This is a genomic window from Ewingella sp. AOP8-B2-18 (genome assembly GCF_052376015.1).
GTDB lineage: Bacteria > Pseudomonadota > Gammaproteobacteria > Enterobacterales > Enterobacteriaceae > Ewingella > Ewingella allii.
This window is the reverse complement of the sequence record NZ_JBQSVB010000055.1, coordinates 1-1,067: the sequence shown is the minus strand read 5'-3', so window position 1 is coordinate 1,067 and position 1,067 is coordinate 1. Positions and strand designations below refer to the sequence as shown.

Genomic DNA, 1,067 nt, shown 5'->3' with positions numbered 1-1,067 from the left:
ACTGTCCTTGGCGGCGTCGCCTAACGTGGCGGCGTAGCAAATATATTCGCCCTGATACCATCCGGCATGAAGCTGCACGCCCAGTGCGGTCATGACTTCAAACTGATAGCGGCGGCAGGTGCGCCCGTATTTCTTGATAATTTCCAGCAACAAATCGCTGTTTCCGGCGATCTGGCTATCGGTGACGCGAACAATGATCACATCCCAATCAATGCCCGGCTGGCGCTCCAACAACTCAACGTAGCCAATCCCTAACCGGGAAAAAATCGCGATAAATCCCGCAACGGAACCCGCCTCGCTAGCGTTGATAAAGGCGTAGGCCACGCGCTTGCGAAATAGCGCCAGCGGCTCACCGTTAAACCGCGTTATGTCCCGGTCATAGGCTAATAGCTTTAGCAGCGACTCGGCGCAGGTCAGCGGGTCGAACTGGCGCAGCGGCCAATTAACCCAGTCATACACCCGCAGCCAGAACGTGCGGCTTGCACGCAGTAGCGCGGCTGGCTCGCCCGCGTTCATCCATGACGGCAACGCCAGGCTTTTTAATTTGGCGGCAAAATTAGGCATCTTTAATCTCCACCGCCAAGGAATCCAGGCGCGGCACCGTCAGCTCACTGACAATATCGGTCAGCGAGAAGGTGATCGAATCCACATCATCAAACGCCTTGTGCAGTTCCCGGCCCAGGTTAGAAAAAGAGAAGCGCGAATAGGGCCAAGTCTTTTTCACATCAAACTCGGTATTTTCACGAAACGCACAGCGGATCATGTTTCCCGCATTGCTGGCCAGCGCCGCTTGCTGCTCAGCCGTCATGTTGTCGCGGTTGGTCACAAACAGCGTTACTGCCAGGTTATGCCGGGTTTCAGGCATCGACATGCACTGCATGTCATCGCCGTGGCCGTGGTGGCCCTTGGTGTTGATGTAATCATTCACCGCATCAATGAACGGCTGGGAAGTCACCCCGCTATCAAGCAGCAGGTAAGCATTGGCCGTTCCCGGCCCGCGTGGCGCGTCATGCTTAAAGAAAATGCGCTCTACGCTCAGACCTACCACGGCCGCTATCATGCTGCGA

General features: G+C 56.0%; 1 protein-coding gene and 1 pseudogene. Both read right to left on the bottom strand.

Annotation, left to right across the window (positions count from 1 at the left end; genetic code table 11):
- Nucleotides 1–564 (bottom strand): hypothetical protein (locus ACT3RR_RS23075; protein ID WP_496201168.1); only part of this gene is annotated, 564 nt, incomplete at its 3' end.
- Nucleotides 557–1,067 (bottom strand): annotated as a pseudogene (locus tag ACT3RR_RS23070) (baseplate J/gp47 family protein); the annotation flags it as partial. The pseudogene ACT3RR_RS23070 and the gene ACT3RR_RS23075, both read right to left, overlap by 8 nt.